27 protein-coding genes are annotated in these 25,877 nt (G+C 30.2%); 12 read left to right on the top strand and 15 right to left on the bottom strand.

All coding sequences use genetic code 11. The features are described 5' to 3' along the window. Nucleotides 1–110: 110 nt before the first annotated feature. From cheY to pssA, 5 genes are read left to right on the top strand one after another with little or no spacing between them, the layout of a single operon-like run. On the top strand, nt 111–503 hold the full coding sequence (gene cheY, locus AT682_RS05950; RefSeq protein WP_002866134.1) for a chemotaxis response regulator CheY: 393 nt from the start codon (nt 111–113) through the stop codon (nt 501–503). Between the two features lie 22 nt (nt 504–525). Continuing rightward, nucleotides 526–1,371 (top strand): 50S ribosomal protein L11 methyltransferase, encoded by an 846-nt coding sequence (prmA, locus tag AT682_RS05945; RefSeq protein ID WP_002852657.1) that lies wholly within the window; start codon nt 526–528, stop codon nt 1,369–1,371. 3 nt (nt 1,372–1,374) lie between these two features. Beyond that, complete coding sequence (ftsH, locus tag AT682_RS05940) at nt 1,375–3,312, top strand: ATP-dependent zinc metalloprotease FtsH (RefSeq protein WP_002882927.1); 1,938 nt, start codon at nt 1,375–1,377, stop codon at nt 3,310–3,312. Continuing rightward, nucleotides 3,309–3,926: a phosphatidylserine decarboxylase gene (locus AT682_RS05935; protein WP_002866132.1), complete on the top strand. Its 618-nt coding sequence runs from the start codon at nt 3,309–3,311 to the stop codon at nt 3,924–3,926. The genes ftsH and AT682_RS05935 overlap by 4 nt, the downstream gene beginning before the upstream one ends. Before the next feature lie 9 nt (nt 3,927–3,935). Continuing rightward, nucleotides 3,936–4,664 carry a CDP-diacylglycerol--serine O-phosphatidyltransferase gene (gene pssA, locus AT682_RS05930; RefSeq protein WP_002853992.1) on the top strand — a complete coding sequence of 243 codons (729 nt, stop codon included), beginning with the start codon at nt 3,936–3,938 and terminating at the stop codon, nt 4,662–4,664. Here pssA and AT682_RS05925 read toward each other — a convergent pair. After that, the gene (locus AT682_RS05925) at nt 4,655–5,452 is read right to left on the bottom strand and encodes a ferritin-like domain-containing protein (protein ID WP_002853858.1); all 798 of its coding nucleotides are present in this window, start codon (nt 5,450–5,452) and stop codon (nt 4,655–4,657) included. The genes pssA and AT682_RS05925 overlap by 10 nt on opposite strands. 89 nt (nt 5,453–5,541) lie before the next feature. Between AT682_RS05925 and AT682_RS05920 the strand changes: the two genes are divergently transcribed. The 3 genes from AT682_RS05920 (at nt 5,542) to cetZ (ending at nt 7,913) form a co-directional block, all read left to right on the top strand. Further along, nucleotides 5,542–5,901 (top strand): methionine-R-sulfoxide reductase, encoded by a 360-nt coding sequence (locus tag AT682_RS05920; protein WP_002853613.1) that lies wholly within the window; start codon nt 5,542–5,544, stop codon nt 5,899–5,901. Between the two features lie 14 nt (nt 5,902–5,915). Continuing rightward, nucleotides 5,916–6,542, top strand: a complete 627-nt coding sequence (locus AT682_RS05915; RefSeq protein ID WP_074485595.1) for a MarC family protein — start codon at nt 5,916–5,918, stop codon at nt 6,540–6,542. 81 nt (nt 6,543–6,623) lie between these two features. Further along, a complete protein-coding gene (cetZ, locus tag AT682_RS05910; RefSeq protein WP_002882925.1) occupies nt 6,624–7,913 on the top strand; it encodes an energy taxis response protein CetZ in 1,290 nt (429 codons plus the stop codon). Between the two features lie 22 nt (nt 7,914–7,935). Here cetZ and aat read toward each other — a convergent pair whose 3' ends face one another. The 13 genes from aat to sstT are packed head-to-tail and all read right to left on the bottom strand — an operon-like array spanning nt 7,936 to nt 20,184. Continuing rightward, nucleotides 7,936–8,583 carry a leucyl/phenylalanyl-tRNA--protein transferase gene (gene aat, locus AT682_RS05905; protein ID WP_002853966.1) on the bottom strand — a complete coding sequence of 216 codons (648 nt, stop codon included), beginning with the start codon at nt 8,581–8,583 and terminating at the stop codon, nt 7,936–7,938. Beyond that, a complete protein-coding gene (clpA, locus tag AT682_RS05900; RefSeq protein WP_016818198.1) occupies nt 8,558–10,687 on the bottom strand; it encodes an AAA family ATPase in 2,130 nt (709 codons plus the stop codon). The genes aat and clpA overlap by 26 nt, the downstream gene beginning before the upstream one ends. Beyond that, nucleotides 10,684–10,974 carry an ATP-dependent Clp protease adaptor ClpS gene (gene clpS, locus AT682_RS05895; RefSeq protein WP_002860209.1) on the bottom strand — a complete coding sequence of 97 codons (291 nt, stop codon included), beginning with the start codon at nt 10,972–10,974 and terminating at the stop codon, nt 10,684–10,686. Before clpS ends, clpA begins: the two co-directional genes overlap by 4 nt. Continuing rightward, complete coding sequence (locus AT682_RS05890; protein ID WP_002860208.1) at nt 10,974–11,576, bottom strand: TlpA disulfide reductase family protein; 603 nt, start codon at nt 11,574–11,576, stop codon at nt 10,974–10,976. Before AT682_RS05890 ends, clpS begins: the two co-directional genes overlap by 1 nt. A gap of 10 nt (nt 11,577–11,586) precedes the next feature. After that, on the bottom strand, nt 11,587–12,039 hold the full coding sequence (smpB, locus tag AT682_RS05885) for an SsrA-binding protein SmpB (protein ID WP_002860207.1): 453 nt from the start codon (nt 12,037–12,039) through the stop codon (nt 11,587–11,589). Beyond that, nucleotides 12,036–12,803 carry a 4-(cytidine 5'-diphospho)-2-C-methyl-D-erythritol kinase gene (gene ispE, locus AT682_RS05880; RefSeq protein WP_002883423.1) on the bottom strand — a complete coding sequence of 256 codons (768 nt, stop codon included), beginning with the start codon at nt 12,801–12,803 and terminating at the stop codon, nt 12,036–12,038. The genes smpB and ispE overlap by 4 nt, the downstream gene beginning before the upstream one ends. After that, complete coding sequence (csrA, locus tag AT682_RS05875; protein WP_002852854.1) at nt 12,800–13,027, bottom strand: carbon storage regulator CsrA; 228 nt, start codon at nt 13,025–13,027, stop codon at nt 12,800–12,802. Before csrA ends, ispE begins: the two co-directional genes overlap by 4 nt. Next, the gene (truB, locus tag AT682_RS05870; protein WP_002883429.1) at nt 13,021–13,839 is read right to left on the bottom strand and encodes a tRNA pseudouridine(55) synthase TruB; all 819 of its coding nucleotides are present in this window, start codon (nt 13,837–13,839) and stop codon (nt 13,021–13,023) included. Before truB ends, csrA begins: the two co-directional genes overlap by 7 nt. Further along, on the bottom strand, nt 13,836–15,911 hold the full coding sequence (locus AT682_RS05865; RefSeq protein ID WP_002883431.1) for an ATP-dependent helicase: 2,076 nt from the start codon (nt 15,909–15,911) through the stop codon (nt 13,836–13,838). The genes truB and AT682_RS05865 overlap by 4 nt, the downstream gene beginning before the upstream one ends. Next, a complete protein-coding gene (locus AT682_RS05860; RefSeq protein WP_002867198.1) occupies nt 15,908–16,345 on the bottom strand; it encodes a hypothetical protein in 438 nt (145 codons plus the stop codon). The genes AT682_RS05865 and AT682_RS05860 overlap by 4 nt, the downstream gene beginning before the upstream one ends. Continuing rightward, nucleotides 16,339–18,060 carry a M3 family oligoendopeptidase gene (locus AT682_RS05855; protein WP_002883432.1) on the bottom strand — a complete coding sequence of 574 codons (1,722 nt, stop codon included), beginning with the start codon at nt 18,058–18,060 and terminating at the stop codon, nt 16,339–16,341. Before AT682_RS05855 ends, AT682_RS05860 begins: the two co-directional genes overlap by 7 nt. A 3-nt stretch (nt 18,061–18,063) precedes the next feature. Continuing rightward, nucleotides 18,064–18,951, bottom strand: coding sequence for an aspartate carbamoyltransferase catalytic subunit (gene pyrB / locus AT682_RS05850; protein WP_002883433.1), 888 nt, complete (start codon nt 18,949–18,951; stop codon nt 18,064–18,066). Nucleotides 18,952–18,960: 9 nt separating this feature from the next. Further along, nucleotides 18,961–20,184: a serine/threonine transporter SstT gene (gene sstT / locus AT682_RS05845; protein WP_002883434.1), complete on the bottom strand. Its 1,224-nt coding sequence runs from the start codon at nt 20,182–20,184 to the stop codon at nt 18,961–18,963. 139 nt (nt 20,185–20,323) lie between these two features. On the opposite strand from sstT, the gene metK reads away from it, so the two are divergent. Further along, nucleotides 20,324–21,520: a methionine adenosyltransferase gene (metK, locus tag AT682_RS05840; RefSeq protein ID WP_002852836.1), complete on the top strand. Its 1,197-nt coding sequence runs from the start codon at nt 20,324–20,326 to the stop codon at nt 21,518–21,520. Nucleotides 21,521–21,756: 236 nt separating this feature from the next. On the opposite strand, the gene lnt is transcribed toward metK, so the two are convergent. After that, entirely contained in the window at nt 21,757–23,082 is a 1,326-nt protein-coding gene (lnt, locus tag AT682_RS05835; protein WP_002882588.1) for an apolipoprotein N-acyltransferase, read from the bottom strand. On the opposite strand from lnt, the gene yajC reads away from it, so the two are divergent. The 3 genes from yajC to secF are packed head-to-tail and all read left to right on the top strand — an operon-like array spanning nt 23,055 to nt 25,871. Further along, nucleotides 23,055–23,327, top strand: a complete 273-nt coding sequence (yajC, locus tag AT682_RS05830; RefSeq protein WP_002786346.1) for a preprotein translocase subunit YajC — start codon at nt 23,055–23,057, stop codon at nt 23,325–23,327. The genes lnt and yajC overlap by 28 nt on opposite strands. Then, nucleotides 23,320–24,900: a protein translocase subunit SecD gene (secD, locus tag AT682_RS05825; RefSeq protein ID WP_002882590.1), complete on the top strand. Its 1,581-nt coding sequence runs from the start codon at nt 23,320–23,322 to the stop codon at nt 24,898–24,900. Before yajC ends, secD begins: the two co-directional genes overlap by 8 nt. Continuing rightward, nucleotides 24,900–25,871: a protein translocase subunit SecF gene (secF, locus tag AT682_RS05820; RefSeq protein WP_002882593.1), complete on the top strand. Its 972-nt coding sequence runs from the start codon at nt 24,900–24,902 to the stop codon at nt 25,869–25,871. The genes secD and secF overlap by 1 nt, the downstream gene beginning before the upstream one ends. The last annotated feature ends 6 nt before the right edge of the window (nt 25,872–25,877 follow it).

Below are 25,877 nucleotides of genomic sequence, written 5' to 3'. Positions count from 1 at the left end.
AAAAATTTAAGTAAAAGATGATATAATGCTGTTTTTTAAAATTTTTTAGCTTGATTAATAAGGCTAAAAAGGGTAAAATAAAACTATAAAAACTTTGAAAGGACGAAATTGTGAAATTGTTAGTTGTTGATGACAGTTCTACTATGAGAAGGATTATTAAAAATACCCTAACAAGACTTGGACACGATGATGTTTTAGAAGCTGAGCATGGCGTTGAAGCTTGGGATTTATTAACTAAAAATGAAGATGTAAAAGTTTTAATTACAGATTGGAATATGCCAGAAATGAATGGCTTGGAGTTGGTAAAAAAAGTAAGAGCAGAGAAAAAATATGAAGATATGCCTATCATCATGGTTACAACTGAGGGCGGAAAAGCTGAAGTGATTACTGCTTTAAAAGCTGGCGTAAATAACTATATTGTAAAACCTTTTACTCCACAAGTTTTAAAGGAAAAACTTGAAGATGTTTTAGGAACAGGAAGTGGAGAAGGTGCAGCTGAGTAAAGGCTGATTTTTAAAATTCTAAATGCAAAAAAAATATTATGAATTGTTCTTTATCGTAGAAGAGCAGTATAAAAATTTATTTCTTGATTTTGCTTTTGATTTAGGTATAGAAGCCATAGAAGAGAAAGATAATGGTGTTTACATTAGATCCCATGAGAGTTTAGAAGAGTTTTCATGGGCACTTGAAATATTTGCTCAAAAACTTACAACTACTTTCAATTTAAATCATAAAATTATTTCTAATTTAAGTCTTGTAGAGAAAGAAAACAAGGACTGGATACAAGAATATAAAAAAGGCATAAAACCTATCTTAGTGGATAATGTTTACATCCATACAACTTGGCAAGAAGAAAAGAAGAATTGTATAAATATAAAGATTAATCCAGCCTTAGCCTTTGGCTCAGGACATCACGAAAGCACATATTCTTGTGTAAAATTTTTACAAAAATTTTCTAAAAGTAAATTAAGAGCCTTAGATCTTGGTTGTGGTAGTGGAATTTTGGGTATTATTATGGCAAAGTTTGGCTGTAATGTTGAAATTTGTGATACTGATGAGTTGGCTATTGATAGTTCTTTAGAAAATGCAAGATTAAATGGTGTCGATTTTCACAAGGCTTGGTGTGGATCTATAGATAAAGCAAATGGTTTATATAATCTAATTGTTGCAAATATCATTGCAGATGTGATTTTAATTTTAGAAAAAGATATTAAAAACCATTTAGAAGATAATGCTATACTTATTTTGTCAGGAATTTTAGATAAATATTCAACAAGAATTAAAGAAAAATTTCAAGATTTGGAACTCATTGATGAAATGCAAATCAATGAGTGGTGTAGTTTTGTATATAAAAATAATAAAAAAGGATAAGTAATGAATAATAATACCCCAAATAATAAGGGTAATCCGCAGGGTAATAATTTTTTTAACAAAAATCCCATTTTTATTTTTGCGATTTTTGCAATTGTAATGATAATTATTTTTAAGGGATTTTTTGATGGCAATGGTTCTTTTGGCGGGGCATTGAATGGCAATGAAGTAAATAAAAATGTCCCTTATTCTGAGTTAAAAAAGCTTATTGAAAGTGGACAAATCAATCAAGTTAGCATAGGACAAACAACAATCAAAGCGATTTCAAGCTCTCACAATACTGTTTATACAGCAAAAAAAGTTAATGATCCTGAGCTTGTGAGTTTACTAGATAGTAAAAATATCGCTTATGGTGCGTATTCTGAAACAAATTGGTTTACGGATATACTTTTTTCATGGGTTTTGCCAGTATTTATTTTCTTTGGTATTTGGATGTTTTTGGCAAGTCGTATGCAAAAAAATATGGGAAGTTCTATATTGGGTATAGGAAGTTCTAAGAAGCTTGTAAATTCAGAAAAACCTAAAGTAAAATTTAGCGATGTAGCTGGTGTTGAAGAAGCTAAAGAAGAAGTAAAAGAAATTGTAGATTTTTTAAAGTATCCTGAAAGATATATTAAATTGGGAGCTAAAATTCCAAAAGGGCTTTTACTTGTTGGGCCTCCAGGTACAGGAAAAACTTTGCTTGCAAAAGCAGTTGCAGGTGAAGCTGATGTGCCGTTTTTTAGTGTTTCAGGTTCATCTTTTATAGAAATGTTTGTGGGTGTAGGTGCTTCTCGTGTGAGAGATTTGTTTGAAAATGCAAAAAAAGAAGCTCCTGCTATTGTTTTTATAGATGAAATAGATGCTATTGGTAAAAGTCGTGCAGCAAGTGGCATGATGGGTGGAAACGATGAAAGAGAGCAAACTTTAAATCAGCTTTTGGCTGAAATGGATGGCTTTGGGACAGAAAGTTCCCCAGTCATTGTTTTAGCAGCAACAAATCGCCCAGAAGTTTTAGATGCAGCGCTTTTAAGACCAGGAAGGTTTGATAGACAAGTTTTAGTTGATAAACCTGATTTTAAAGGTAGGTGTGATATTTTAAAAGTACACATGAAAGATGTCAAAATATCCCCAAAAGTTAAAGTAGAAGATATAGCACGTTTAACCGCAGGACTTGCAGGAGCTGATCTTGCAAATATTATTAATGAAGCAGCGCTTTTAGCGGGTAGGGATTCTAAAAAATATGTAGAACAAAATGATTTAGTTGAAGCTGTTGAAAGAGCTATAGCAGGACTTGAGAAGAAATCACGTCGTATTAATGAAAAAGAAAAGAAAATTGTTACTTATCATGAATGTGGTCATGCCTTGATTGCTGAAACTACCAAAGGTGCAAAGCGTGTAAGTAAAGTTTCTGTGATTCCACGTGGTCTTGCGGCTTTAGGATACACATTAAACACCCCTGAAGAAAATAAATTTTTAATGCAAAAACATGAACTTATCGCTGAAGTAGATGTACTTTTGGGTGGTCGTGCGGCTGAAGAAGTATTTATAGGTGAAATTTCAACGGGTGCAAGTAATGATTTAGAAAGAGCAACCGATATCATAAAAGCTATGATTTCTATGTATGGTATGAGTGAAATTGCAGGACTTATGGTGCTTGAAAAACAAAGAAATACTTTCTTAAGTGGTGGGCAAACTATAAAAGACTATTCTGAAAAGATGGCAGAATCTTTAGATGATTATGTAAAGAAAACCTTAGATGAACGCTATAAAGATGTTAAAGATACTTTAAATACTTATAAGGGAGCGATTGAGACTATGGTTGCAGCCCTTTATGAAGAAGAAACTATTGAAGGTAATAAAGTGCGTGAGATTATTAAAGAGTTTGAGGATCAAAATGGTTTACCAACTCGTTTACAAGAACTCGAAGAAGTTAAAACTGAAGTTAAAGTAGAAGAATGAAAGATTTTATTGCAAAAGATGGATATTTAAGTCTTATTATTTTAAGCTTAATTTTTATTTTTGTGTGGATTTTTTATTCTTTTTCCATCTTGCTATTAGCATTAATTGTAATTTGTATTTTTCTTTTTAGAGCGCCCAAAAGAGAACTTGTTTGTAGTGATGAAAAAGCTATTTTTGCACCTATGGATGGTAGGGTTACTAAAATAGAAAATATTCATCATAAAGATTTGGGTGAATGTGTTGAAATTACTATTAAAAATGCTCTTTATGATGCTGGGAATTTTAATACACCTTTTGCAATGTCTATAATAGATATTCGTTTACGACATGGGCTTTTTTTGTGCAGTGAATTAAAATCTGCAAAAATGATGAATGAAAGAGCTTTTATTTTGGCAAAAGTTAAAGAGAATAAAACGATAGCCTTGCGAATCTATGCAGGTTCTTTTGATAGAAAATTAAAGCTTGATAATATTTCTCATGATTTAAAAGCAGGAGATAGAATGGGTTTTTTAATCAATGGCTCCATAAGTTTACTTTTACCAAAAGATACTAGAATTCATATAGGCTTAAATGATGAAATTAAAGCAGGCTCATTGCTAGGCTATTTTGCGTAAGGAAAAATAATGAATAACAGACCGCAACTAATTTATATTTTACCCAATCTTTTTACAGCTGCTTCAGCTTTTTTAGGGGTTATTTCTATTATAGCTTCAATACATGGAAATTATTATACAGCTTTGATTTATATTATTTTATCTTTGATTTGCGATGGGCTTGATGGCCGCGTTGCAAGACTTACAAATTCTACTTCAAAATTTGGAGTAGAATTTGATTCTTTAGCTGATCTAGTAGCTTTTGGAGTTGCTCCAGCGGTTCTTTTTTATATGGCTATAGGTTATGATTTTGGAAAGCTTGGATCTTTGATTACAGCTTTTTTTGTGGTTTTTGGAGCTATTCGTTTGGCGAGATTTAATGTCACCACAGGCACTTATGAACCCTCCGTTTTTATAGGTCTTCCTATACCTACTGCAGCAGTTGTGAGTGCTATATGGACTTATGCATTTATCAGTTATGATTTTTTAAAGCCTTATGGTGTAGTTTTTTTGGTGCTTCAAGCAATTTTAGGGCTTTTAATGGTAAGTAATATACGCTATCCTAGCTTTAAAAAGCTTGATTTTAATCGTTCTAGTGTTTTAAAAGTTTTGATTATTTTAATTATAATATTTTCATTTTTATATCTTTACCCTCTTGAAAGTTTAGTAATTTTAGCAAGCTTGTATGTGCTTTATGGAATTATTCGAGTTTTATATACTATTATCGTTTCAAAATTTAAGACAAGAAATCAAGAGTAAAATTTTTCAATGACTTCGCATTCTTCTTGAGTGAAGCCAGCTTTGATTCTTGCTTGAATGTTAAGTTTTTTTCCTGCAAGAGAGAATTGTTTAAATGTTTTGCAAAGCTCGATAAAATTATACTTGTTTTGGTTTGCAAATTTCCACCAAGTATCTCCTTTTTTAACGTGTTTTATTTCATCATTAAGTATAATTTCAAGATATTCCATTAAAAGATTTTTAATGGAATGATTGGAACTTTGAAGTTTTTGAACAACAAAGGGGTTGGCATCAAGCCCTTTAGCTTCTAAACCTCTATGAACTATTCCCATTCTAAAGCTTAAAGAGTCTTTTGTAGCTTCTAGAGCAGATTCTAAATTATCATGCACTGGAAAATCTCCATATTTGTAACCAAGTTCTTCAAGTGCTGAATTTAAAAGTTTGAAATGTTTAATTTCCTCATCTGCCACCTCCAGCCAATCGTAATAAAATTGCAAAGGTAGATTTTTAAAGCGATAACTCGCATCTAAAGCCAGGTTAATTGCATTAAATTCTATATGAGCGACTGAATGAATTATTTTAGCAAGCGCATGAGTTGAATTGAGAAATTTAGGCCTTCTTATACGCGTAGGATGAAGCAAGGTAATTTGTTGCGATGTATTTTTTTTGAAAATGCTTTGATGCTCGTGATTAAAAATAAATTTGTGGCTTTTAAAGTCTTCATAAAAATTTTGAAAAGAGTGAAATTTTATAGTTATATTTTTTTCATATAAAATATCTTGAAGTTCTTGAAAAAATTCTTTTTGCATTTAAAACTTTCTTGAAAATTATAAAAATTTATCATTTAAAATTGAAATTTTAATTATATAATATAAAAATTATTTTACAAGGGCAGATCATGAAAGAATTAAATGAAGAAGAAAAAAAAGTAATTTTAAATAAAGGAACAGAAGCTCCTTTTAGTGGGAAATATAATGATTTTTATGAAAAAGGAATCTATCAATGCAAGCAATGTGGAGCTTCGCTTTATAAATCCGAAGATAAATTTAAATCAGGTTGCGGATGGCCTAGCTTTGATGATGAAATAAAAGGGGCTATTAAAAGAATTCCTGATAAAGATGGGATTAGAACCGAGATTGTATGTGCAAACTGCAATGGACATTTAGGTCATGTTTTTGAAGGAGAAGGATTTTCTGCTAAAAATGTAAGACATTGTGTAAATTCTATTTCTTTGGAATTTGTAAAAACTAAGGATTGATAGTGTTTTTTAGTATGGGTTCTGAGCTTTATTTGATGTTTTTTGCTGCAATTACTTTGCTTGCCATATTAAATCCTTTTGGTAATTTAACTCAATTTTTGGCTATGAGTGATGGATTGCCTTTAATGCTTCGAAAAAAACTTTTTAGAACTATTCTCTATACAGCTTTTACTATAGTTTTGGTATTTTTATTATCAGGACCTTTGTTTATGAACTATATTTTTAGGGTGTCATTAGATGATTTAAGGGTTTCTGGTGGTTTGGTTCTTATTATAATGGCTATTAAAAATTTACTTTTTTCAACAAAAATTGCAACTAAGGATTTTAGTTCTTATCAGGATATGGATGATAAGGAAATTTTAAGACAGAGTTTAATACCTATGGCATTTCCTATGCTTGTTGGGCCTGGAACTTTAGCTAGTGTTATCGTTATAGCCGAAGATGGTGGGCTTGATGTTGCTCTTGGTGGGGTGATGATAGCTTTTATTTTTATGTTTATACTTTTTCATTTTGCAGCTACTATAGAAAAAATAGTTGGAAAACTGATTTTACATGTTTTTTCTCGTATAGCACAAGTATTTATTGCTGCTATGGGGTTTAAGATGATTATTATAGGTTTAAAGGATATATTTAACTTATAAATTAATATAATTTTAAGTAAATAATACTATATAAACTATGATATAATTTTAAAATAATTTATTATTAAAAAGGTGAGTTTTATGTTTGGTGCTAAGAAAAATAATACTGAAATAATTGAACAACTTGAAAAAAAGTGTAATGGTTTAGAAGATATTTTAAGATCTATTGGGAATACTATGGCGGTAATTGAATTTACCACCGATGGCGTTATTTTAGAGGCAAATCAAAATTTTTTAACAACTATGAAATACTCCCTTTCAGAGATCAAGGGTAAGCATCATAGTATGTTTTGTTTGCCTGAAGTTGTTAATTCTTCAGCATATAATGATTTTTGGAAAGATTTAAGAGATGGAAAAGCTAGAAGTGGTCTTTTTAGACGTATAGCTAAGGGAGGGATAGATGTTTATTTAGAAGCAAATTATCTCCCAATTAGTGATAATAATGGTTATGTTTATAAAATTATTAAATTTGCCAATGATATAACTCAAAGACATTATGAAATGCTTGATCTTAGAAATACTATTGCTGCTGCTAATCGTTCTATGGCTATTATTGAATTTAAACCTGATGGGACTATTATTACGGCTAATGAAAATTTTTTAAGAACTATGGATTTTAATATTGATGAGATTAAAGGAAAGCATCATAGCATGTTCTGTGATTCTAATTATAGACACTCTAAGGACTATGTTCAATTTTGGGAAGATTTAAGAGAGGGCAAATTTCAATCAGGTAAATATATAAGATACGGAAGAAATAATAAAAAAGTATACCTTGAAGCAAGTTATAATCCGGTTAAAAATGATGATGGAAAAATTTACAAGGTTATTAAATTTGCTACAGATATAAGCGAACAAGTTAAAAAAGATCAAGAAAAACTTTGCCTCATAAGCGAACTTGCAGAAAAAAATGATAATCTTACTCAAGATGGAGATCGTGTAATTGAAAACACTGTTTCAAATGTTCAGAATATTGCTGATATGATGTCTCAAAGTTCAAATCTTGTTTCCTCATTAAATCAACAATCAGATGAAATTAAATCTATTATTCAGACTATTAGTGATATCGCTGATCAAACTAATCTGCTTGCTTTAAATGCTGCTATTGAGGCAGCACGTGCTGGTGAACATGGTAGAGGCTTTGCTGTTGTTGCTGATGAAGTAAGAAATTTAGCTGAAAGAACAGGGCATTCGGTTAATGAAATTACCACTACGATTAATTCTATTCGTAATGTTACATCACAAGTGGTTGAGAGTATTAAAAGCGGTTTAGAGGATGTTAATCAGAGTGTTGAACTTGCAAAAGAAGCAAGAGAGTGTATGGAGAAAATTCGTGAAAGCTCTGCTGAAGTTGCTAAAGCGATGTCATAAGCGTGATTTTCACGCTTATTTTTTAAGTAATTAAATCTTTAAAATTTTTAAAACCACTTTCTTGGTTGCATTTTTCTTTTAAAATATTTAAAAATTCTTTCCTAGAAATATTATGAGCGCCCATAAATTCTAAATGTTGGTTATAAACTTGACAATCTATGATAAAATCATAAGGTTTTAATAAATCACAAAGTTTAATCATAGCAATTTTAGATGCATTTTTTTTAATGCTTACCATGCTTTCACCAAAGAAAACCTTGCCTAAAATTAAACCATAAATTCCACCTATAAGTTCATTATTTTCATAAAGTTCAAGGCTATGTGCATAGCCTTGGGTAAATAACTTATAATAAGTGGTAATAAATTCATCATCTATCCAGCTTTGAGAGCGTGTATCGCGACATAATGTAATTAATTTTAAAAAATCATAATCAAGTTTAATTTGATAGAGATTAATAAATTTTTTCATATTTTTTTGGATGTGAATTTGATTTGGAATTAAAATGCATCTAGGATCTGGACACCACCAAGTTACAGGTTTACTTGTCCATGGGAATAGACCAAAAGTATAAGCTTTTACAATAAAATCAGCTTCTAAATTTTGACTTAAAAATACAGGAGCATTTTTAGGTGCATTGAGTAATTTAGAATATAAATTCGAGCTTTCCATTTTTACCAAGTTTGATTTTAGCTATACCGCCTTTTTTAAGCTTTCCGAATAAAATTTCATCACTGATTTTTTCTCCTATCTCCTCAGAGATTATGCGTTTTAAAAGCCTTACTCCAAATTCTTTATTATAGGCTTTTTTAGCTAAATAAATTTTAGCTTTATCATCCACTGATAACTTTATATTATTTAAATTTTTAGAAATTTCATCAAGTTCTTTTTCGATAATTTTAACAAGTATAGCATCGTTTAAATCATTAAAATGTAAAATTTTATCAATACGATTAATAAATTCTGGAGCAAAAAAGTCTTTGATAGCACGATTACTTTTTTCTTCATTTTTACTTAAAAAACCAAGCTCATTGCTTTCTTTAAGTCCTAGATTAGATGTCATAATAATGATTGTATTTTTAAAATCTACTTTAAGACCGCTATTGTCGGTGAGTTCAGCATTGTCAAAAATCTGTAAAAAGGTATTGCTTAAATCAGGATGAGCCTTTTCTATTTCGTCAAAAAGAACAAGACTGAAAGGATTTTTGCGAATAGCATTGCTTAAAAGTCCACCCTCTTCAAAACCTATATATCCAGCTGGAGATCCTATTAGTTTACTTATAGCATGTTTTTCTGCATATTCACTCATATCAAAGCGTTCTAAATTTAAACCTAAAAATTCAGCTAAAGATTTGCAAAGTTCTGTTTTTCCAACTCCACTTGATCCAGTAAACAAAAACACTCCGCGTGGTGTATTGGAATTTTTAAATCCTGCGAAACTTTGCTTAAGTGATGAAACAAGGCTATCTATAACTTCATCTTGGCCAAAAATTTTTGCTTTTAAATTTGTTTTTAAATTCATTAAAGCTTTGTTTTGATCGAATTCAAACATTTTATGATGGTGGGTCATTTTTACTAAAACATTTTCTAAATCTTTTAAATTGGCATTTTTTTTAGCTTTTGGATTTAAAGCAAAAGAAGCCCCAAGTTCATCGATCAGATCTATAGCACAATCAGGTAAAAATTTATCATTAAAAAATTTTTTACCCCAAATTACAGCATATTGAAGAATTTCATCGTTTAATTTTATATGATGAAATTCTTCATATTTGTTTTTTAATCCTTTCAGAATTTGCAAGCTTTCTTCTTGGCTTGGTTCATCTACATTTATTTTAGCAAAACGGCGACTTAGGGGTTTATTTTTATCAAAAGTATTTTTATATTCCATAAAAGTTGTTGCACCTATGCATTTTAAAGTTCCATTACTTAGAGCTGGTTTTAAAAGATTGGAAAAATCAGTATGAGATTCTCCTGTACTTCCAGCTCCTACTATAGTGTGAATTTCATCAATAAATAAAATAGCATTAGGTATTTTCTCAAGTTCATTTAAAATTTCTTTAATTCTTTTCTCAAAATCTCCACGGTATTTTGTTCCCGCAAGTATACTAGCCATATCAAGGCTAAAAATTTTTGCATTTTGTAAGTTTTTAGGCACCTTTTTTTTCGCAATAGCCAATGCTAATCCTTCCACAATGGCCGTTTTGCCAACTCCTGCTTCTCCTACTAAAATAGGATTATTTTTCTTGCGACGTGAAAGAATTTGCATCATTCTTTCAAGTTCAAATTTTCTTCCTATTAAAGGATCAATCGTGCCATTTTGAGCTAAAAGTGTTAAATCACTTGTGTGGTTGCTTAAATTTTGTATATTTTCATGATTTTGAAGTTCTTGAATTTTGTTAAGATTTATGTTGTGTTTTTTTAAGAGATAGCTAGAATAACTTCTTGAATCGTGTATGAGCTTTTCTAAAAAATCTATAATTTTAATTTCATTATTTTTATTTTTAGATGAAAGTAAGATTTCATCTAAAACAACAGATATTGTAGGTTCTATTTCTTGTTTAATAACTTGATTGTTTTGAGAAATGTAATTTTTTAATTCAGTTTCTAGAAGTTCAAGATCTCCATCTGAAAATTCTTCAAATATATCCTTAAAATCAGTGCTTAGTTTTAGTAATGCAAACAGTACATGCTCACAGGTAACAAATTCATGGTGGTTTATTAAGCTTAGATTTTTGGCATTATCAAGATATTTTTGTAAATTTTCTTGGTATTTCATTCTTCTTCTACCTTTGCTTGTAGCGGAAAATTGGCAAGTTTAGCCGAATCTATAACTTTTTTTTGTTTTGAAAGAGCTATTTCCTGGGTGTAAATGCCACAAATTCCAGAACCATTGTGGTGAATTTCTAACATTGTTTGACTTGCTTTCTCAAGGTTTTGATGAAAAATATTCATCAAAATTTCTATAACAAAATCCATGGTTGTTACATCATCATTTAAGAGTATAACTTTATACATTTTTGGTTCACTAAGTTTTGTTTGCTCTAGAGTTTGGGTTTTTGGCATTATTTTCCTTTGTAGATTTTATTTAAATCTTCTTGCATGAGTTCTGTTGGAATTTTACCAAGATAAAAATTTGTTGGAGTATTATTATTCCAGTAATCGCTTATTTTTTGATAAATTCCATTTTTTAAAACAACTTTAAAAGGAAGTTGCTCCATATTTTGATAGTCTATATCTTTTAAAATTTGAGCAATAATACGATCATTAGAGCTGCCATTGCTTAGAAAATAGTAAGCACCATAATCATCCGCGAATTTTTTAACTGTTTCATCGCTAACATCTTCAAAATGTGTAAGTCCTATAATGATAAATTTGCTAGAATTATTTTTCCAAAGTTTGCTAAGATCTAAAGCTTCTTCTTTACATGGGGTGCAAAAAGTGCCAAAAAAATCAAACATTAGAACTTTTCCTTCCTCTCCTTCTACCACAAAACCTTTATCTGTTCTTATTAAAGTTTTGCTTCCACCATTTACACTATTTAAGACTATTTTATCTCCTTTGTGATACTCTTCAAACATAAAATCATTTTGAATTTCTTCTTCCTTGGAGCAAGCATTAAGAAAAAATGCTAAACTTATTAAAATTAGGGCTAAAATTTTTTTCATTTATTTTCCTTTATTTGTAATTTTTCATAGCAGCTTTAGCTTCTAAATCGGCTTGCTTTTTCTTTAAAGTTTCACGCTTGTCGTGCAAATTTTTCCCTTTAGCTAAAGCAAGGGTAGCTTTTACTTTATTTTTTGTGTTAAAATAAAGATCTAATGCAACGATAGTATATCCTTCTATACTTACTTTACCTAATAATTTATCAATTTGCTTTCTATGCATTAAAAGCTTTCTAGCACCTCTTTCTTCGTGTTTATAGAAAGAATGTGTAGTATGAAGCAATGAAATATGAGAATTAAGTAAAAAAATCTCATTTTTTATAATGCGAACAAAAGAGTCTTTAAGATTTGCTCTTCCTGCTCTTAAGGCTACAACTTCACTTCCTTTAAGGACAATTCCGGCTTCAAAGCGTTCTATGATGCTATAATCAAATAAAGCTTTTTTATTTCTCGCAATAATTTTCATTGATCAACCTTAAAAACACTACTACCGCTACCGCTTAGAAAAAAATCTTCTTGCAAGTAAGACTTCATTTTAGGATATAAAGTTGCACAAGGAGTAAATAAATCATTTAATTCTTTGTTTTTAAAGTTTTGTAACAACTCTTTTGTGCTGAGTTTTTTGTAGATTTGCGCTTGATTATTGTTTTTTTGAAAGTCAAATATTTCTCTATCAAATTCATCATAAACAGCTTTAGTTTGGCAAAATATTTGTGGAAAAGTCCATTTTAAATTAGGTATGTCATCTTCAAATTCTTTTATAATTTCACCACAGCCACTTACATTAGCAGAGTGAAAGCCACTTAAAAAAAAAGCAATATCACTTCCTAGTTGCATGCTTAAATTTATAAGTTCTTGTAGGTTTAATTTTAAATTTAGGGTTTCATTCATTAGCAGTAAAAAACTCGCACAATCGCTACTTCCACCGCCAAGTCCAGCACATACTGGGATATTTTTTGTGAGTTTTAGGCTTTTTTTGCTAAATAATTCTTTTAATTCGTTATTATATCTTTTAGAAAGTAGCAAATAAGCCTTTTGAATAATATTATTTTCGCATTTAAAATTACTAATGATTTCAAATTCTTTTTTAGAGTCTGATTCTTTATCAACAAGCTCAAGCTCATCAAAAAGATCTTTTAAAAGTATAAATCGTGATTCTAAAAGATGATATTTTCTTGAGTCAAAACCGGTAAGTTTTAAAAAAATATTTGCTTTAGCGTAAGCTTTCATTTGATTAGTTTTTTGCTTAAGTCATCAAGTTTAATATCATTCTGAACAACAGAATGTAAATTTTCATCCTTTACTTGTTGAACAAGTTCTTTTCTAAGTATCATAAGGGATTTTGGAGCTTCTATGCCTATTTTGGCATATCCTTTCCCTGTTTGAACGACTTTGATTTCTATACCTTCTCCGATAATTATACTTTCATTTTCTTTTCTTGATAATATTAACATTTTTCAACCTTATTTAGAAGATATTTTACTGTATTTTCTTTAATATTAATTATGCTAAAATATTTCTCTGTTTCAATATAATAATCTCCTTCATCATGAAATTCTAATTCTTCGACAAAAATTTTAGCACCATTTTCTAGTTTATTTAAATCCTTGATAAAATTTGGTTTTAGGTCAATGTATTTTAACACATTTAAGCTTTTCTCATTATTATAAACAAATTTACCTTCTTTAATGCGCTCTAAAGAGCTTAAAGTCGCATTAATACCTAGTTTTCTAGCAAAAAGTTCACAATAAGATCTTATATAAGCACCTTCACTGACTGTGATTTCGATATTTAAAAAAGGATGATTATAGCTTAAAATCTTGCAATCAAATACTTCCATTTGACAAGGTTTTAAATTTACTTCTATACCTTTTTTTGCAAGTTCATAGGCGCGAGTTCCATTGATTCTTTTGGCGCTAAATTGCGGTGGTGTATAGGAGATAATTCCTTGCATTTGATTAATGATTTGTTTTAAATTTGTAAGATCAAATTCTTTTATATTTTGAATTTCTTTTATATTTTGATCATCAAGACTTAAAGAGTAAACTCCAAGCCATAAAGTAGCTTTATAGGTTTTTGGAGTTTTTTTTAAAAAACGGAAAAGTTTTGTGTATTGTCCAAATGCAACGATTAAAACCCCTTTGGCGAAAGGATCAAGAGTGCCAGAATATCCTGCTTTTTTATTTTTATATTTTTTCTTTAAAGTGCTTAAAAAGGCATTAGAGCTCAAACTCCTTGGTTTAAAGGCTGCAAAGATCTTGTTCATACTGCTTTTTCCACAAAGCTTGCCATGATTACACGCATTATGCCACCAAAATTAATATTAAGCTTTTCCTCTTTTCCGCTTTTATTAACTTCAACAACCCTGCCAATGCCAAAAATTTTATGTTTAACTAGATCTCCTTTGCAAAAACTAGTTTTTTGTATATTTTGATTTTTTGATTTTTCATTGATTAATTTACTTTCTTCTAAGAAGCGACTAGGATTGATATTTGCTCTTGAACCATGATAAAAACGAGAATTTGCAACACTTATTGTGAGAAATTTCTTGGCGCGAGTGATGGCAACATAAGCAAGACGGCGTTCTTCTTCGAGATTTTCTTCGCTATTTAAAGGAAAAAATCCTTCATCAAAGCCTATTATAAAAACATAATCAAATTCCAAACCTTTGCTAGCATGAATACTCATCAAGCAAACACATTCTTCATCTAAATTATCTTGATCACTTAATAAAGAAATTTCACTAAGTAGATCTTCTAAAGAAGCTTCGGGATCTTCTTTGAGTTTTTCTCTTAGATTAGCATAAAACTCATCAAGATTTCTGATTCTTTCATCTCCATCATCTTGCTCTGAAAAATAATCTTTGATTTTAAATAATTCTTCTATATTGTCAAAAACTTTTTTTGCATTATCGTAGCTTTTTAGAGTGTGAATATTTTGTATAAAAATATTTGCTTCATTTTGTGCTTTTTTTGTTGTTAAAATTCCTACACCACCATCGCTTTCACATAAGGCATCAAAAAGTGAAATTTGACGTTTTTTTGCATATTCTTCTAAATTTTTTAGGGTTTTTTCTCCTATGGATCTTTTGGGGCGATTAATAATGCGCCTAAACGACAAATCATCATTTGGATTTAAGATAAGTCTAAGATACGAGATTAAATCTTTTATTTCTAATCTTTCATAAAAACGCATACCACTAAGCAGTTTATAAGAAATTTTTTCCTTCATAAATGCTTCTTCTATTGCTCTTGATAGTGCATTAACTCGAAATAAAACGGCGATCTCTTTAGCTTCTACTCCAGAATTTAGCAATTTTTTTACTTCTTGAGCGATATATAAACCTTCATCTTTTTCGTTTTCGTTTTTTAATATTTTAATATTTTCCCCAGTATCTTTAGTGCAGATTAAAGTTTTTCCAAGTCGTTGTTCATTGTGAGATATGAGATTATTTGCTGCTTGTAAAATAGTCCCTACTGAACGATAATTTTGTTCAAGTTTTACAAGTTTAACATTTTTAAAATCGTTTTGAAAATTTAAAATATTTTCAATTTTTGCTCCACGCCAACTATAAATACTTTGATCATCATCACCAACAACTGTGATATTTTCATGCATACAACATAGATTTTTTAGAATTTTATATTGTAAGGTATTAGTATCTTGATACTCATCAACTGTAATGTAATTATAAAGTAAGCTTTGTTCTTTGGCAAAATTTATATCATTTTCCAAAATGAGATTGCTTAGCAATAAAAGATCATCAAAATCTACAAAATTTTGTTTTAATAAGTATTCTTCATAAGCACGGTAATAGTTGGCAAATTTGTATTCATTTTGATATTTTTCAAAATTATGTTCTTTTAGTAAATTTAAATCTTCAAAGACATTGCTTACTCTTTTGCCTTCATTTTTGCAATAAGATATGTATTTGATAATATCATAGACATTATCTTTGTTTTTATCATGGATTAAGTCTTTAATTATTTTTTTTGTATCATCTGTATCGATAACAATAAAACTATTTTTACGCTCCAATCTTTCAAAATGGAGTTTTAAAAATAAAAGTCCAAATTTATGAAAGGTGCAAAGCAAAGGATTGTGATTGCCTTGTAGAAAATTTAATGCTCTATGACGCATAACACTAGCTGCTTTATTTGTAAAAGTAAGAGTAAGAGTGTTATACGAGGGGATGCCTACTTCACCGATAAGATAAGCAAGACGAGTGGTGATAGTTTTGGTTTTTCCACTACCTGCACCTGCTAGGATAAGCATAGCTCCATCAATGTGGCTTACTGCTTGTTTTTGACTATCATTTAAATCTTCAAATAGATTCATTTTTTGAAAATATCTTTATTTTTTGGATTATTTAAAAATATATTTTTCGATTTTTGTAAATTTTTGCTATCTTCGCGTTTATAAAGGCTAAAATTAACAAATAAAATGCTATTTTCTATTTGAATTTGCGTGATAGCTCCTAAATCAACCTTTACAAAACTATCAAAATCATCATTGCCAAAACCTGCGTGAAATTGAATGAAATCTTTATTTAGTTGTATGGATTCAAAGGTGTATCCTCCAAGAGCAAAAAGAGCATAAGGATTTTGTTTAACATCAAGCTCTTTGGGAAGTTCAGGATTAAAATCTATGAAATTTGTATTTGCAACTATTGAAAATTCTATATTTTCTTCTATAAGATGTGAAATAATCTCATGGCAATGCTTTTGCATGGTATGGATAAAATTTTCATTTTTTAAAATTTTTTCTAGCATGATTGTAACTCCATAAATTCATTGATGAGTTTTTGAATTTCTTTTATGCCTATTTCCCAAAAATTTTCATCTTCTATATCAAAGCTAAACATTCCTACTAGTTCTTTTGGACTCACACTTCCGCCTAAAGAAAGCATTTTGATATAAAGTTCTTTAAAATTTTCACATTTTTTACTTTTGTAAAGTCCATAAAGAGCTAAAACTAAAAGTTGTGCATAAGCATAAGCATAGCAGTAGAAAGGAGAATGGATAAAATGAGGAATATAACTCCACCAAGAAGCATAATTTTTTGTAAGTTTTACGCTGTCTTGAAACATCTTTTGAGATTCTTCCATCCAAATTTTATTGATTTCTTCGGTGCTAAGTTCATTTTCTTGAGCATGTAAGCGTCTTTCAAAACAAGTAAAATTAATCTGTCTATAAAAAGTTGCAAAAATATCTTCGATTTTATTTGCATATAAAGATAAGAGTTCTTCTTTTTTTAACTTATCTTTAATAAAATCAAATACGAGCATTTCGGCAAAAACTGAAGCTGTTTCTGCGGTGGTTAAAGGCGTGTTTTGATTTAAATAGCTTACATTATAAGAAAGTTTTTGATGGATAGTGTGTCCTAATTCATGTGCAAGTGTAAAAAGATCGCGTCTTTTATTGGTGTAGTTTAATAAAACAAAAGGATGTGCATCAGAAGTTGCAGAATGCGAAAAAGCACCCCCTTGTTTATTTTCTTGCGGATAAACATCAATCCAACCTTGATCAAAAGCATTTTTTGCTATATCATAAAATTGAGGAGAAAAAGCTTGAAATGCCTCTAAAACAATATTTTTACTTGTTTTAAAATCAAAACTTGCTTCTTTTCCTATGGGTGCATATCTGTCATAGTCTTTAAGCTCATCATAGCCTAAAATTTGTTTTTTTCTTTTGTAAAATTGCGATACTAAGTTAAAATGTTTTTGCGCACTTGCTATCAAAGAATCAACGCTTTTTTGTGAAATTTGATTGCTGATATGTCTTGAAATTTCAGCATTTTCATAACCTCTTAATAAGCTTATGTTTTTTCTTTCTGTTTTTATCATATTGATAATAAAACTTAAAAGTCTGCTATTTTTTTGCAAAACTTTACTGAATTTTTTAGCAGCTTTTTTGCGTATTTTTCTATCTTCATCATACATTTTGCTTAGAACTTCTTCTTCGCTAAGTTTTTTACCTTCAAAAGGGATTTTTAAAGCACTCATACTTTCATCAAAAAGTCTACTAAAAGCATTTGCACCTGTATTGGAAAGATAGAGCATAATGCGTTCTTCGTTTTTGCTAAGATTATAGCGTTTGTTTTGCAATAAATTAGAAAGATAAAAATCATAATCTTTGCAAAAAGTTGTAAATTTTTGACTTTTCTCAGGAGCTAACTCGCAAAATTCAAGCTCGAAAAAGAGTAAATTTTCTTCTATTTTTTTGCATTCTTCTTCGTATTGTGCGTAAAAAGAACCATTTTGAGTGTTTTTAGCAAAAAGCAAATAAGTATAAGTCATGATTTTGCCAAGAGCTTGATTTAAAATTTCATAATCTTTTAAAGCTTGTAAAAACTCATTAGCATTTAATGTATAAAGTTTATTTTCATAGTTTTTTTTGAAATTTAAACTTTGTTGGATTTGATCTTGTGTAAAATTTTGCAACGCTTCTTTATCGTGAAATAAAGCACTTAAATCCCATTCTAACATTTTTTATCCTTCATTTTCTAATATGAGTTTTTTAAGAACAGCCATTCTAATGGCCACTCCATTTTTAACTTGTTTTAAAACTAAAGTCCTTTCATCGCTCATCATTTCATCGCTTATGTCAATATTGCGATTTACAGGGCCTGGATGTAGTAAAATAAGCTTTTTATCTTTTACTAAGCTTTTTTGAATGCAAAAATCATTTGCATAGTCTTTAAGTGAAGCATAAACGGTTTTATTATGTCTTTCTGTTTGTGTTCTAAGATTCATGATAATATCTGAATTTGCTATGATATTCTCATCAAGCTTATAATGTTTTTTAAGATGGGTATTAGGCATAAAATGTGGTGGAGCTACTAGGGTAATATCAAGATTAAATCTGCTTAAAAGTTCTATATTGGACGCTGCAACGCGGGAATTTTTGATATCACCTACGATGCAAATTTTCTTACCTTCGACATCGCCTTGAAAATGATTATAAATAGTGAATAAATCTAGCAAAGCTTGGGTAGGATGGGCGTGTTTTCCATCTCCTCCATTAACAACTGGACAATGCATATGCTTTGCTAATATCAAAGGAACTCCTGAGTTTGCGTGTCTTACAACAATAGCATTAGGACTCATGGCATCTAAATTAGCAGCAGTATCATAAAGAGTTTCTCCTTTGCTAGAGCTTGATCTTGAAATATCAAGGCGTAAAACCCTAGCACCTAATCTTCTTGCAGCGCTTTCAAAAGATGAAAGGGTGCGTGTAGAGTTTTCAAAAAAAATTGTCGTGATACTTTTTCCTTTAAGAAAAGTTCTAGGTTTTTCATCTAAGAAATCACTTGCTTCTTTAAAAAGCTCCATAATTTCGACTTTATTAAAATCCTTTGTAGTGATGAGATGACGCATGTTTTTACCTTATTTGATATTGTAATTTAATTCATTTTTAGAACAAATTGCTGTAAAAAGAACATCTGTAGAACTATTTAAAGCAGTTTCAACACTATCTTGAATAACCCCTATAATAAAACCTATGGCAACTACCTTCATAGCAATATCATAGTCTATATTAAATAAAGAACAAGCCAAAGGTATAAGCAGTAAAGATCCGCCCGCAACTCCGCTAGCCCCACAAGCTGCAAAGGTAGCAATAATGCTTAATAAAAAGGCTTGTAAAAGACTGATTTCTATACCAACGGTATTAGCCGCAGTAAGGCTTAAAATAGCTATAGTAACTGCCGCTCCTGCCATGTTGATAGTAGCTCCTAAGGGTATAGAAATGCCATAAAATTCTTTATCTATACCAAGTTTGGCGCAAAGTGCCATATTTACAGGAATATTTGCTGCTGAACTTCTTGTAAAAAAAGCAAAAAATGCACTGTGCCTTAAGCAGATAAAAATTAAAGGAAAAGGATTTTTTCTTGTATAAAAAAAGACTATTAAGGCATTGATAACAAAAGTAACAAAAAGCATAGTAGCTACAAGTAAAATTAAAAGTTTTACATAGCTTAGTAAACCTTGCGCTCCTGTTTGTGCTACAGAATTAGCTACAAGTCCAAAAATTCCAAAAGGAGCAAGTTTTACTATAAATTTAACAATTTTTAAAACCCCTTCATTGATATCTATAAAAACTTGTTTTGCTTCGTTAGAACAGTGTTTTAATGCTATACCTCCAGCTATTGCCCAAGTTAAAATTCCTAAATAATTTCCACTTGAAAGAGCATTTATAGGATTATCGACAATTTTAAATAAAAGATCTTTGAAAATCTCACTCATGTGGGTTGGAGATGAGTTTGTAGCGGTTTGAACTCCATCTAAAACAAGCTTTACAGGGAAGAAAAAATTAGCAAGAACCGCACAAGCTGAAGCAAGAAAGGTGCCTACTATATACAAAATAATAATATTTTTGATCTTAGCACCACTTTGAGAAAAATCTTTGGTGCAAATTGAGGTTAAAATTAAAATAAAAACAAGCATAGGAGCGATAGCTTTTAAGGCACTTGTAAAAAGTATTCCGAGTAAATTTGCAATTTCAGATATTTCTTTAGAACTAATGCCTATAAGCATTCCTAGTGCTATACCTATACAAATTTGAACTATGAGGTTGCCTTTAGCGTAGCTTTGAATGATTTTAGAAAACATAAAAACCTTTTAAATATTTTTTATATCAGAAGTTGATTTTAACTAACTTTTGCTTAATTTTAGAGAATTTTTAATTTATCAAGCTTTGATAAGTTTATTTGGATACAATTGTGGTTCATTTTAAATGAAAGGACTTTTTATGTATCTATTCACTTCAGAAGTCGTAAGTGCAGGTCATCCAGACAAGTGTGCTGATATAATCGCTGATACGATAGTGGATATACTCTTGAAAAATGACAAAAATTCAAGGGTGGCGAGCGAGGTTTTTGTCGCAGGAAATAAGGTTGTGATAGGAGGCGAAGTTAAGTCAAATCACAAACTTAGTAAAGCTGATTACGATAATTTAGTTAAAGATGTTTTAAAAAACATTGGTTATGACGGAGCAGGGCATTTTAGCAAAGAGCAGTGTTTGCATCCTGATGAAGTTGATGTTATGGTGTTTTTAAATGAACAAAGCCCTGATATCAATCAAGGTGTCGATCAAGAAGATGGCGAAACAGGAGCAGGTGATCAAGGTATTATGTTTGGTTTTGCAAGTTGCGAAGCTGAAGAATACATGCCAGCAGCTATTAGTTATGCAAGAATGCTATGCGATAGAGTTTATGCTTATGCAAAAGCAAATCCACATGAACTTGGAGTGGATATTAAAACTCAAGTAACTATTGATTATGGCACTAAGGCGAATTTTGAAAATTGCAAACCGCAAAGTATCCATACTATAGTAGTTTCTGCACCTTGTGTTGAAAGTATGAAAATAGAAGATTTAAGATCTTTAGTGATGAAACTTATCTTAGATAGTAATTTACCAAAAGAACTTTTTGATCCTAATAAAACTAGAATTTTAATCAATCCAACTGGTAAATATGTCAATCACTCTTCTTTACATGATAGTGGTTTAACAGGAAGAAAACTTATAGTAGATAGTTTTGGAGGTTATTCTCCAATAGGTGGTGGTGCGCAATCGAGCAAAGATTATACTAAGGTTGATAGAAGTGGGCTTTATGCAGGTAGATGGCTAGCTAAAAACATAGTTGCAGCAGGGCTTGCTAAAAAATGTATTGTTCAACTTAGCTATGCTATAGGTGTTGCAAAACCTACTTCGGTAAGTGTGGATTGCATGGGCACAAATACTAGTGTAAATGACGATGTTTTAAGTGATTTTGTTATGCAAAATTTCTCTTTAACACCAAATTGGATTCGTGATAAATTTCATCTGGATAAACCAAGTAAAGAAACTTTTCTTTATGCAGATGTAGCAGCTCGTGGGCAAGTAGGACAAAAGGACTATCCTTGGGAAAAACTTGATGCTCTAGAACAGTTTAAAAAGCTACTTTAAAAAATTAACAATATTATACAAGCTTAAACAAGGCTTGTATAATTATAAAGAATTAATAAAGTTATATTAATTTGTGACTTAGAGGGATATTTTTCAATATCCCTCATAAATATAAAAGTTAGGAAGGAAGCTAAATTAATTTAGCTTTGGGGTAAAAACCCCTCTAAGTCAAAATATTGTTTGACAGAATTATAATATAAAATAACTTAAATTACTTTAAAATTAAAATTTTAATATTATTTTTTATCATTAAATATTTCTTTGGATAAATTTTTCCAATCTTTGCTTAAAAGCTTTTTAGGGAGTATAACTATATTCTCTTTGCCATTTGTAGTATGATAAACACTAACCCCATATTTACTTGCATAAAATTTCATTAAGAGTTGCTGGAGTTTGTATTCGCTACTATTATTAAACCAAGCATTGTTGCTTAGGGCTATAATAATTTGTGAATTTTGATAGTTTTGTTCTTTGGTAGCTTCATAACAAATTGCATTTGTGATAATTTGATTATCTAATTTATATTTGCTTTGTATAGGACCTTTGGAAAATTCTTCAATATTTTTGAGAAAATATTTTTTTATTAAGCCTCTAAAAAATGGAATTTCTTCACCAAAGGGAACTAAAAAATGCTTATTTAAAATATAGACATTGCCTTTTTTAAAGATATAAGTGCTATTGTAAGTATGTTCTTTTTCAACATGAAATGCTCCCGTAATAATGGTAATTTTATAAGATAATTCTTTAAGCATAAGTTCATATTTGGTATTTTTTAAATCAAAAGCAAAAGCGGTTTCAGGCAAGATTACAAGTTCTTTTTTTTCATTTATAGCTTGAAGTATATCTTGAATTAAGATATCAGAATTTGATTTTAAATTTTCTTGTAAAAATTTTTGATCTTGAGAGATATTAGTATTGATGAGTTTGTAGTTTAAATTAAGAGTTTGAGCTTGTTTTTCATTATATTGAAATCCACTAAAGAATAAAATAAGAACAATTGCTATTTTATAATATCTTGATATATAACCCTCATAGATGAAATATGCTATTAAAAATATGCAAATAATGCCACGATAACTTGGGTCAAAAAAACCATAAACTGTAAAAATCCCCCAATTAAACCAATCAAATCCTAAAGGATGGATAAAACTTATGCAAAAAATTCCACAAAGCCTTAAAAAATCAAATTTTAATAAATAACATAATCTAAAAAGTAGCCCATAAATAAAACCAATGATAATTGGTATAATTGGTACTAAATAGTTTAGATTAAAATAAATTGAAGATAAACCAATCCACCAAAACCAAAGAATCCCTACAAAAAAACCTATCCAAAAATATTGTTTAGAAGTTTTACTTTTTAGAAGTAAAACTAACCCCCAAATAGCTAAAAATGGACTAATGGTTTGTGTAAAAATATTTTCAAAAAATGATAGATAAATAGAATTTGAAAGTAAAATTGCAATAAAAAAGACTTTTATTATTTTAAAAATGATAGAATTAGTGTTTAATTTTTTTGGAATAAAGGAAAAATATGGCAGAAAATTCAATTTTAACTTCATTGTTACCTCTTGTAGTGTTATTTGCAATTTTTTATTTCTTGGTAATTAGACCACAACAAAAACAAGCAAAAGCACATAAACAAATGCTTGAGTCTTTGCAAAAAGGAGATAAAATCATCACCAATGGCGGACTTATTTGTGAAGTCGTAAAACCAGAGGAGGATTTTATCAAAGTTAAGCTTAATGAAGACAATGTTACTGCAAAAATTTCAAGAGAATTTATAGCAAAGAAAATTGATGCGTAATTCTAAAATCAATTATCGCTTGATTATTTTTATAGCGGTATTTATTTTTGGAGTGGCTTTTTCACTCCCTTCTTTTTTGCAGTCAGAACGTGGTGCGAAGATTAATTTAGGGCTTGATTTGCAAGGTGGGCTTTATATGCTCTTAGGTGTAGATAATGAAGAAGCTGTAAAATCTAAAATAAAATCAATTGCATCTTCATTGAGTTATTCTTTTAATAAAGAAAATATTTTAAATGATGGCTTAAATACCCATGATGATATTTTAGAATTTACTTTGCTTGATAATGCAGATATTGCAAAAGTTGAAAATTTGCTTAAAGAAATAAAAGGAATTAATATACAAAGTGAAAATATGCACTATAAAATTTCTTTTACCTCAGAAGAAGTAAAAAATATAGAAAATTTTGCACTTTTGCAAGCAGTTGAAACCATAAGAAATAGGCTTGATCAATTTGGTTTAGCAGAGCCAACAGTTGCTAAACAAGGTGATGATAAGATTTTGGTTGAACTTGCAGGGATTAAAACCAAAGAAGATGAACTAAGAGCAAAAGAACGCATCACAAAAGCAGCACATTTGCAACTTATGGAAGTTGATGATTCTAAAATGGGTCAAGCTTCTACAATGAGCGATGCTGAGGCTGCGAGTTATGGACTGATTTTAGTGCCTGATTCTAGAAATCCAAATTTAAAATATACCTTAAAAAGTATACCTATTTTAGATGGATCTATGCTTACTGATGCTAGAGTAGGACTTAGCGATAAGAGTAATTATCCTGTGATTAATTTTACTTTAAATGCCGAGGGTTCTAAAAAATTTGCTGATTATACAGGAGCAAATGTTGGAAAGCGTCTTGCTATTGTACTTGATAATAAAGTATATTCTGCTCCATCTATCAATGAACGCATAGGCGGAGGTAGTGGGCAAATCAGTGGAGCTTTTACTCAAGAAGAAGCACGCGATGTGGCGGTAGCTTTAAGAAGTGGAGCTTTGCTTGCGCCTGTAAAATTACTTGAACAAAGAAGCATAGGACCATCTTTAGGTGCTGATAGTATTAAAATGAGTATGATAGCCTTAATTGGTGCATCGGCTTTTATTGTAATATTTATGATGATGTATTACGGTGTGGCAGGAATTTTTGCAAATATTGCAATGTTAGTTAATGTTTTGGTAGTAGTGGCTGTTATGGCTATGTTTGGAGCAACTTTAACTTTACCAGGGATGGCAGGACTTGTTTTAACTGTGGGTATGGCAGTAGATGCAAATGTGATTATCAATGAGCGCATACGAGAACTCTTGCGAGATGGAGTAAATATAAGAGCTAGTATAGAACAAGGTTATAAAAATGCTATGAGTGCGATTATAGATTCAAATATCACTTCTTTAGTTACTTCGGTAGCGCTTTATGCCTATGGAACAGGAGCAGTTAAAGGTTTTGCTGTGACTTTGGGAATTGGTATTGTTGTTTCTATGATTACAGCTATTTTAGGAACTCACGGAATGTTTGATTATTTTATGCAACGCATAGAAAAAAGTAATAATACAAGATTTTGGTTTGGTTACAGGAGAAGATAATGCAGTTTTTTAGCGAAAAGAAAATTTATGATTTTATGAGAATGCGTTTTGCTGCTATTTCTCTTTCTTTTATTTTGTTTTTTGGTTCTATTTATTTGCTTTGGGATAGGGGTTTGCAATATGGCATTGATTTTAGCGGAGGAACTTTAGTTCAGCTTAAATATGAAAATGCAGCTCCTATAACACAAATTCGAGAAATTTTAGAAAATCAAGGAACTTTTCAAAATTTATCTGTAACTGAATTTGGAAGCAATGAAGAAGTAATCATACGCTTTTTAGGAAGTAATGATAATGTAAGCAATGATATAGGTGAGCATATAAGCACTCTTTTAAAGGATACGGGAAAATTTGAAGTGCGTCGTGCTGATGTGGTAGGTCCAAAAGTAGGTGATGAACTTAGAAATAAAGGACTTATGGCTATAGCTGTATCTTTGATAGCAATTTTAATTTATATAGCGTTGCGTTTTGAGTGGCGTTTTGCTCTTGCGGCTATAATCAGTGAAATTCATGATGTTGTGATTACTTTAGGGGCAATTTCTTTATTTAAAATTGATGTCAATTTAGATACTTTGGCTGCTGTTTTAACTGTGCTTGGGTACTCTTTGAATGATACAATTATTATTTTTGATAGAATCAGAGAAGGCATTAAAACAAGTAAAAAAACCGAACTTGCACCTATTATCAATGAAAGTGTTTCAGCAACTTTATCAAGAACGGTTTTAACTTCAGGGTTAACTTTAGCAACCGTTGTGATACTTTATTTCTTTGGCGGGGAAATGATACAAGGATTTTCTTTGGCTTTAATTGTAGGTATTATAGCGGGAACTTTAAGCTCTATTTTTGTTGCAAGTCCGACATTATTATGGTTTAAATTTAGTGTGCTTGAGTTTAGAAATAAAGAAATTGAAAAAGCAAAAAGAAAACAAGATAAAGAACGCAATCGTGCAATGTATGAAAAAGGAACAGTGTAAGGAGAA

The sequence above is a fragment of the Campylobacter jejuni genome (genome assembly GCF_001457695.1).
Taxonomy (GTDB): domain Bacteria; phylum Campylobacterota; class Campylobacteria; order Campylobacterales; family Campylobacteraceae; genus Campylobacter_D; species Campylobacter_D jejuni.
This window is presented reverse-complemented; position numbering and strand designations above follow the sequence as displayed.

Bases quoted from the DNA above. Each gene is read 5' to 3' on its own strand.
- prmA (WP_002852657.1), top strand. From the start codon at position 526: ATGCAAAAAAAATATTATGAATTGTTCTTTATCGTAGAAGAGCAGTAT.
- ftsH (WP_002882927.1), top strand. From the start codon at position 1,375: ATGAATAATAATACCCCAAATAATAAGGGTAATCCGCAGGGTAATAAT.
- AT682_RS05935 (WP_002866132.1), top strand. From the start codon at position 3,309: ATGAAAGATTTTATTGCAAAAGATGGATATTTAAGTCTTATTATTTTA.
- pssA (WP_002853992.1), top strand. From the start codon at position 3,936: ATGAATAACAGACCGCAACTAATTTATATTTTACCCAATCTTTTTACA.
- AT682_RS05925 (WP_002853858.1), bottom strand. From the start codon at position 5,452: ATGCAAAAAGAATTTTTTCAAGAACTTCAAGATATTTTATATGAAAAA.
- AT682_RS05920 (WP_002853613.1), top strand. From the start codon at position 5,542: ATGAAAGAATTAAATGAAGAAGAAAAAAAAGTAATTTTAAATAAAGGA.
- AT682_RS05915 (WP_074485595.1), top strand. From the start codon at position 5,916: ATGGGTTCTGAGCTTTATTTGATGTTTTTTGCTGCAATTACTTTGCTT.
- cetZ (WP_002882925.1), top strand. From the start codon at position 6,624: ATGTTTGGTGCTAAGAAAAATAATACTGAAATAATTGAACAACTTGAA.
- aat (WP_002853966.1), bottom strand. From the start codon at position 8,583: ATGGAAAGCTCGAATTTATATTCTAAATTACTCAATGCACCTAAAAAT.
- clpA (WP_016818198.1), bottom strand. From the start codon at position 10,687: ATGAAATACCAAGAAAATTTACAAAAATATCTTGATAATGCCAAAAAT.
- clpS (WP_002860209.1), bottom strand. From the start codon at position 10,974: ATGCCAAAAACCCAAACTCTAGAGCAAACAAAACTTAGTGAACCAAAA.
- AT682_RS05890 (WP_002860208.1), bottom strand. From the start codon at position 11,576: ATGAAAAAAATTTTAGCCCTAATTTTAATAAGTTTAGCATTTTTTCTT.
- smpB (WP_002860207.1), bottom strand. From the start codon at position 12,039: ATGAAAATTATTGCGAGAAATAAAAAAGCTTTATTTGATTATAGCATC.
- ispE (WP_002883423.1), bottom strand. From the start codon at position 12,803: ATGAAAGCTTACGCTAAAGCAAATATTTTTTTAAAACTTACCGGTTTT.
- csrA (WP_002852854.1), bottom strand. From the start codon at position 13,027: ATGTTAATATTATCAAGAAAAGAAAATGAAAGTATAATTATCGGAGAA.
- truB (WP_002883429.1), bottom strand. From the start codon at position 13,839: ATGAACAAGATCTTTGCAGCCTTTAAACCAAGGAGTTTGAGCTCTAAT.
- AT682_RS05865 (WP_002883431.1), bottom strand. From the start codon at position 15,911: ATGAATCTATTTGAAGATTTAAATGATAGTCAAAAACAAGCAGTAAGC.
- AT682_RS05860 (WP_002867198.1), bottom strand. From the start codon at position 16,345: ATGCTAGAAAAAATTTTAAAAAATGAAAATTTTATCCATACCATGCAA.
- AT682_RS05855 (WP_002883432.1), bottom strand. From the start codon at position 18,060: ATGTTAGAATGGGATTTAAGTGCTTTATTTCACGATAAAGAAGCGTTG.
- pyrB (WP_002883433.1), bottom strand. From the start codon at position 18,951: ATGCGTCATCTCATCACTACAAAGGATTTTAATAAAGTCGAAATTATG.
- sstT (WP_002883434.1), bottom strand. From the start codon at position 20,184: ATGTTTTCTAAAATCATTCAAAGCTACGCTAAAGGCAACCTCATAGTT.
- metK (WP_002852836.1), top strand. From the start codon at position 20,324: ATGTATCTATTCACTTCAGAAGTCGTAAGTGCAGGTCATCCAGACAAG.
- yajC (WP_002786346.1), top strand. From the start codon at position 23,055: ATGGCAGAAAATTCAATTTTAACTTCATTGTTACCTCTTGTAGTGTTA.
- lnt (WP_002882588.1), bottom strand. From the start codon at position 23,082: ATGAAGTTAAAATTGAATTTTCTGCCATATTTTTCCTTTATTCCAAAA.
- secD (WP_002882590.1), top strand. From the start codon at position 23,320: ATGCGTAATTCTAAAATCAATTATCGCTTGATTATTTTTATAGCGGTA.
- secF (WP_002882593.1), top strand. From the start codon at position 24,900: ATGCAGTTTTTTAGCGAAAAGAAAATTTATGATTTTATGAGAATGCGT.